Origin of the sequence: Halalkalibacter wakoensis JCM 9140 (genome assembly GCF_000513095.1) — a bacterium.
Taxonomy (GTDB): Bacteria; Bacillota; Bacilli; order Bacillales; family Bacillaceae_D; genus Halalkalibacter; species Halalkalibacter wakoensis.
The window spans coordinates 1-6947 of record NZ_BAUT01000116.1 but is presented as its reverse complement, the minus strand read 5'-3'; the positions used below and the strand labels follow the sequence as shown (position 1 = coordinate 6947).

Genomic DNA, 6947 nt, shown 5'->3' with positions numbered 1-6947 from the left:
CAAGTAAATAATTAAAATTTATTAAAAGGAATGGTGAAGAAAATGGCTAAGAATGTTTTGATTGTTACTGGTGATGCTGTTGATTGTTTAGAGATTTATTATCCGTACTACCGTTGTCTAGAAGAAAATATTTCTGTTACGATTGCTTCTCCGACGAAGAAAAAGCTACAAACAGTTTGTCATGACTTTTTACCAGAGATGGAAACATTCACAGAGATGTTCGGATATAAAATCGATTCTCATGCCTCTGTTGATGAAATCAATCCGGCTGATTTCGATTCCCTTATTTTGCCAGGAGGGCGTGCGCCAGAGTATATTCGTATGAACTCAAAAGTGCAAGAAATAGCGGCGCATTTTCTAACTGAAAATAAGCTATGGGTGTAATTTGCCATGGACAGCTTGTTCTGACAACGGTTCGCGAACATATTGTAGGAAGAGAGATGACGGCTTACACAGCATGTCGTCCAGAAGTAGAGGCAGCAGGTGCTACTTATGTTGAAACAGGTTTGCATGTGGATGGAAATTTAGTGACAGGCCATGCGTGGCCTGATTTACCAGGGTTCATGAGAGAGTTCTTTAATCTCCTCGCTAGTAAGAATGGATCTACCATTTAATTTATAAATAGAGATCACAGACCTCTGAATTCATGAAATAAATTCAGAGGTCTGTATAAAAAAGGATTGAGCAGTGATGTTGTCGAAATGTATTAAGGATTATTTAATGTGATTAAAATATTAAATTAATATGTGTGAAAAGGAACGATTGATAACGCGAAATGTAAGCGTTATCTTATGGTGATTTAAGGTACGACTTTCTAGTTTCCTTTAGGGCTGTAGCGTAAAACCTTTAGATTCTAAAAAGGTGGGGGATATTTTGAACAATGGTTTATTCTCTTATCAATATTTCGCGAATAATCTAGAGCTGGAAAGAAAAAAGCTGCAAGAAGTTTGGGAAAAAACGGTTGTCCAAAAACGTCAAGATCTTGATAATAAGAATATTCGATCTGCTACATTGGATTCGTGGTCACGTTGTATGCGTCAAGGTGTTGATCCGATTCAAACAACTGCACCGATTATCTCATGTGATGTACAAGTTAAGGAAGCGTTTAGCCATAGTAAATTGTATCGCTATTTAGTGCCATACATAGAAAGCTTAACCGGTATGGTGAACGAAACTAATTCCTTATTTGTTGTGACTAGTTCTAAAGGTGAGATTGCTCACATAGAGGGTAATTTCTCCTTAAGGTCTAAGGCTGAACAAATGAATTTCGTATTAGGATCATCTTGGGCTGAAAGAGATACAGGGACCAATGCGATCGGTGCCGTCGTTGCTACGAAACTGCCTCATCAAATCTTTGCTGCAGAGCATTTTTGCCAAAGGGTGCATGATTGGAGCTGTGCCGCAGCACCAATAAAAGACCCAGCCACAGATAATGTTCTTGGCATAGTAAATTTAACTGGGCAATGGAGGGATTTGCATCCATATGCCATTTCAATGGTATCCACATTAGTTCGAGCAATAGAAAATGATTTAGGAAGAGATGTAGAGGTAAACCGTTTTAAATTACTCGCGCGCTATTCAGAAGTTGCCACAGGTTCACCGAATGTCTATGTTGCTGCCGTTGATTTACGAGGAAGAGTGTTAAAGGCAGACCCACTTTTGTATGAAAAAAAATGGGTTGCGGAAAATCATATGCTAAAAGATGTTCAAATTAAGACCAATTTAGAGTTAAAAGAAGAAAGCTGGGAAGTGCAAAGGGAGGACGGAAGGTGGAGAGTTTTTTCTATCCCTTATATTGATCAAAGGCAACCAGTTGGGTGCATTGTCTATATAGTTCCTCCTAATTCCCAATTAAGCAATTCAAATTCAACCAAATACTCATTTAATAGTATGATTGGACACTCGAACGCTTTTGTGGCTTCAATGAAGGATGCCATGGCAGCATCTGGAACCGATTTACCTGTTTTAATAGAAGGGGAAAGTGGAACAGGAAAAGAGTTAGTTGCCCAATCCATTCATCAAGCTAGCTCACGAGCTAACAATCCTTTCATTGCTGTTAACTGCGGAGCGTTACCGAAAGAGTTGGGGATCAGTGAATTGTTTGGATTTGAAGGAGGAACCTTCACTGGAGCAGCAAAAAATGGCCGAATTGGCAAATTTGAACAAGCGCAAGGAGGAACGATTTTTCTTGATGAAATTGGGGAAATGCCTTTAGATATGCAAACTTATTTACTGAGAGTGTTAGAAGAGAACGAAGTAGTCGTATTAGGAGGGAAGAAAGCCAAACCACTAGATGTGCGGGTAATTGCCGCAACTAATCGTAATTTAATTACGGCTGTTCAAGAAGGGAAATTTCGTCAAGATCTCTTTTATCGTTTAAATATCCTTTGTATAAAAGTCCCACCTCTTAGAAAAAGACCAGAAGATATTCCTCTGCTACTTGATTTTTATCTAAAAAAAGCCTGTAAAGAATTAAGAAGAACCTCAATCGAAATAAACAAGTCAGCGCTTAGGGTCCTGCAATTATATGGTTGGCCAGGAAATGTTCGTGAGCTACGTAATATCGTTTATCGAATGGTGACAAATTCAACCGGAAGCCTCATTGAAGCTAGTGAAATTCCAATTGAAATTAGAGAAACATTGATTCATGATGTGAGCTACTTAGATAAAAGCAAAAAAGAAACACCCTTACAACAAAAAAATCAAACGGTACCATTTGAAAGAGAACCGGACATAGTGGATGAACCTACAATTAAAGATACAGAGTTAAAAATGATCCTAAAGGAATTAAATAAACAACAAGGGAATGTAACTAAGGCTGCCCGACGGCTTGGTATACACCGAAGTACGATTTATAGGAAGCTTAGATTTCTACAGATGAGCGAAAGATTTGATAAATAAGCTGACCAGGGAGGGGGTTACCCTGGTTTTTTTGCATATAACGGAGAGGATTCTAAAAAACATCTCGAAATCCATTGTATTCGAAGGCAATAAGAGATAACATAGATATTATTTTTCAAAAAAAGGATGTTTTTATGTTAGAAAAAGTTAGATTTCGAGATGCGGATTTAGAGGATTTATCAGTGATTGTTGATATTTATAATTCTACGATTCCAAGTAGAATGGTTACAGCAGATACTGAACCTATTACGGTAAATGATCGACTTCAGTGGTTTGAAGAGCATAGCCCAACTAAAAGACCTTTATGGGTTGTAGAATATGAAATGAGATTGTGGTGGTCAGCTTACAATCTTTCTACGGAAGACCGGCATATGATGCAACCGTTGAAGTTAGTATTTATTTTCATTCGGATTATAGAGGAAAAGGACTTGGGAAAATGGCTTTAAACAAAGTTATTGAGGAATGTCCTAAGTTAGAAATTGACACTTTGCTTGGATTTGTTTTTGCTCATAATGAACCGAGCATCCAACTTTTTTCAAGTTTCGATTTTGAACAATGGGCCTTTTTCCCAGAAGTGGCTAAGTTAGACAGCGAAAAGAGAGATTTAGTCATATTAGGTAAAAAAATTTAAGTTTATCATTTTAGATAAAAAGAGATAGAACTTCGTGGGAAGTCTATCTCTTTTTATTGTTTATGGTTGTCATTTGCGTTTTAGTAGTCTATTTAGTCAATAACTATAAACCTATTCAATTTCCTCGTCCAAAATTGGTAAGACATTTGAATATTTAATTTCTCTTAGCCCTAAGCTGGTTTGGATTTTGGTGATCCCCAGCTTATTTAATTTTCGAATAAAAGATTGTAGGTCTTTTCGGTCTTTATTTGCCACCTTTAATAAATAATCATATTCCCCTGTTAAGCAATGACATTCTAACACCTCTGGCATTTGTCGAAACGCTTCTTCTAAAATATCTAACTTCTCTGCATGATGAATATTTGAACTGATAAAAACAAAGCAAAGCAAATCGAAGCCTAGTTTTTCAGGGTTTAAGATGGCGACTTGTCGGTTAATGTACCCTTCGTTTTCTAACCGCTTAATTCTTGTGTGAACAGCTGGCGAGGACAAGTTCACTCGCCTTGCAATTTCTGCATTGCTTACGTGTGCTTGTTTCTGCAGAATGTCTAAAATTTGAATGTCTACCTTATCGAGAACCTTACTCACGATGGATTCCATCGAAAAACCCCCTTTAGATTATTAAAAATTTAGTCATATTTCATTAATCGAAATAGGGGAAAATAAATAAATCCCCTATAAAACTTTAAATTATTTAGATTATTTACTATTATACAAAAAAATATTTTGGATATAAACCATTGGTGTTAAAGTTATTAATAGATCGAGAGGTTCGTAATGATGGTGGGGGGAGTTTTGAATGCGGTACTTCTATTTTGGGTTACTATTGTTAACTAGCTTATTATGGGCGGGGAATTTTATCGTAGGAAAATGGCTTGTTGGCCATGCTTCTCCAATGACGTTAACGATGCTACGGTGGTTAATTGCGGTTGTGGTGTTATTTCCTATCGTTTGGAAAGTAGAGAAGAAGCTTTTGCCTTCACGAAGAGCCGTTTTCCCATTAATATTAATGGGGTTGACAGGAGTTGTGTTATTTAATGTTTTGCAGTTTATGGCATTAGAATTAACGTCTGCAACAAATGTAGGGTTAATCTCGACCTTAATTGCTTTATCGATTGCCTTTTTTTCTTTTGTTTTTCTAAAAGAGAAGGTAAGCTTTTTTCAAATTGCAGCGATGTTCCTTTCGGTGTTGGGAGTGCTACTTGTCTTAACAAATGGGAAGAGTGAGGTATTTTTTACCCTTCAATTTAATCTTGGGGACGTTTTTATGATCGGAGCTGTCTGTATATGGGGGTTATATGTGGTCCTCAGTAAATGGGCAATGAATTATACATCTCCTCTGATGGCCACTCTATACTCTGGAATCTTCGGTATTCTCATTCTCTTGCCATTTACCTTTTCAGATTTCGCTATAAAAAATCTAAATGCGACGTTCATTTATTCGCTATTGTATACGGGTGGGATCTCAACCGTGGTGTGCATTGTATTGTGGAATATAGGTGTGAAAAAATTAGGTGCGACAACAGCGGGACTCTTCCTAAACTTCAACCCTGTTTTTACTGTCATTTTAGCTTTTTTTGTTCTAGGAGAAAGAATGTCGTTCGTTCAAATAATGGGTAGTGCGATTGTCATTACTGGTTGTTACTTGTTTACTTTTTTTAAGCATAAAGATTATTCTTTTCGAAAGCTTCTTCAATTTACGATGCAGCGAAAAGTGGAAAGGACTGGCTAAAAGCCATTTTTACTTGTTCGTTATTCGCCAGCTAACAATGCAAAGAAGATATTTCCACAAAAACCGAGTATGATAGGATGTGGAGGTTATTCAAATGAGAGGAAAACAACATTTACTAGTAGGAGCAGCAGCTGGTGGAGCAATTGCTTATGTCGGAAATTATGATGCTGGAAGTACGGCGCTTATAATCGGTGTGAGTTCATTTGCAAGTCTCGCGCCTGATTTAGATACGAATGGAAAGCTTTCAAGGCGAATGACGTTTTCTCATACAATCGTTCGTCAGCTCCTTTTTGTCGTTGGAGCTTGTATCGCTACATATATTACGTTTTTTCAAGATTATCCTCTGTGGATAGGTGTTGGTATTTTTATTAGTTGTCTCTATCTATCTAGAAGGTATATTACTCCTAAAGCGATGAATGTCTTTACGTCTGTTTGCTTTTTAGGGGCTGGAGTCTTTTTGTCAATGAATTGGCTAGTTGGTTTGGGTGTGTATTGTGGAATGGCTGCCTTCTCTTCTCACCGTGGAATCACACACAGTTTTGTAGGACTTTTGCTCTTTTCTTGGATTGCTCATTCCTTTCAGTCTTATTACGCATTTAATGGAGTCTTGATTGCTGCGATAGTAGGGTATAGCTCTCATTTATTATTGGATATGAGATTCATTCCATTTAATAAAAGAGGAGTGAAGTGGCTTTATCCGGTGTTGAGAAAGGAATGGTAGACGAAGAGTGAGGTATGAATGCTTGCTTCACATTTTTAATTAAAAATGTGAAATAGCCAACTGTAGCGCCTTATCATATTTGGTAGGGTGTTTTTCTTCGTTTTGACAATTTCTCGTATTGAACAAGGACTCATGTCACTTGACTTCTCTTTCACAAAAGTGAAAGGCCTAGAGTTGTGATATATGAATTAATTACAAATGCGTATCCAGCCTTCTATAATGTAAACGATAAGATTGGAAAGAGAGCGATCTGAGAGAAGGTGAAAAGGGAAGAATGGATTGGATTCTCTCTTTATATGGTCAAGAGGTTATGGTGTCTTCTTTTGTTGCCTTTTACACTTATTTGTAAGTTTTTGTTCGTGAAAGTACTGGTATATTAGGATTATTGCGTAGGAAATATAAGTTGGAAGCGAGAAAGAAAAAGAGCAGGAAGGGCGCTTCGTAAAGTGAAGAAACCACTGAAAAAAGGTGAAAACAAACCTTTTTCAGTAATTTATATTGAAAAGAAATGGCTCCATACGTTCTGCGCCCGGTATGAGAAACCCAATCCAACAAGGATTTTTGAAAAGATTGCTTATAAGTGGATTAAAGACTTATGGTATGTGAGTATAAAGGATTGGTATGATGGCAAGGGATGTTTGGCTATAACCTGTAGTCATTAGACCGTGTTTAATGAAAGTTTTGTTTAAATGATGGGTTAAGTGGGTAATGATAGTTATCGATAGAAATAGAGAGTTGATATCTTTGTCGAATTATGATAAATTATTACATCTAGCCGCAAAAATTAATGTTAAATTAACTATTGCGCAGAATTATTTAATGTGATATATTATTACTTGTCGCCGCGAATGCTTAGTTCATTCGATGGTGATCGCGAAAAACTTTTAAAAGAAGTTGTTGCGCAGAACAAAATGTTATGTTATAATAATAAATGTTGCTGAGAAAAATAAACGACAAACGAG

4 protein-coding genes and 2 pseudogenes are annotated in these 6947 nt (G+C 36.9%); 5 read left to right on the top strand and 1 reads right to left on the bottom strand.

The window, feature by feature from the left end:
• Positions 1-42: 42 nt before the first annotated feature.
• The 3 genes and pseudogenes from JCM9140_RS21220 (at position 43) to JCM9140_RS21210 (ending at position 3532) form a co-directional block, all read left to right on the top strand.
• Positions 43-614: pseudogene (locus JCM9140_RS21220) on the top strand (DJ-1/PfpI family protein).
• Positions 615-873: 259 nt separating this feature from the next.
• Positions 874-2901: a sigma-54-dependent Fis family transcriptional regulator gene (locus JCM9140_RS21215; RefSeq protein WP_052002464.1), complete on the top strand. Its 2028-nt coding sequence runs from the start codon at positions 874-876 to the stop codon at positions 2899-2901.
• Positions 2902-3035: 134 nt separating this feature from the next.
• A pseudogene (locus tag JCM9140_RS21210) lies at positions 3036-3532 on the top strand (GNAT family N-acetyltransferase).
• Between the two features lie 111 nt (positions 3533-3643).
• Here JCM9140_RS21210 and JCM9140_RS21205 read toward each other — a convergent pair.
• The gene (locus JCM9140_RS21205) at positions 3644-4132 is read right to left on the bottom strand and encodes an Lrp/AsnC family transcriptional regulator (RefSeq protein WP_034751425.1); all 489 of its coding nucleotides are present in this window, start codon (positions 4130-4132) and stop codon (positions 3644-3646) included.
• Between the two features lie 199 nt (positions 4133-4331).
• Here JCM9140_RS21205 and JCM9140_RS21200 point away from each other — a divergent pair, with 199 nt between their 5' ends.
• Positions 4332-5264 (top strand): DMT family transporter, encoded by a 933-nt coding sequence (locus tag JCM9140_RS21200; protein ID WP_081727815.1) that lies wholly within the window; start codon positions 4332-4334, stop codon positions 5262-5264.
• 94 nt (positions 5265-5358) lie between these two features.
• Positions 5359-5985 (top strand): metal-dependent hydrolase, encoded by a 627-nt coding sequence (locus JCM9140_RS22870; RefSeq protein WP_052002463.1) that lies wholly within the window; start codon positions 5359-5361, stop codon positions 5983-5985.
• The last annotated feature ends 962 nt before the right edge of the window (positions 5986-6947 follow it).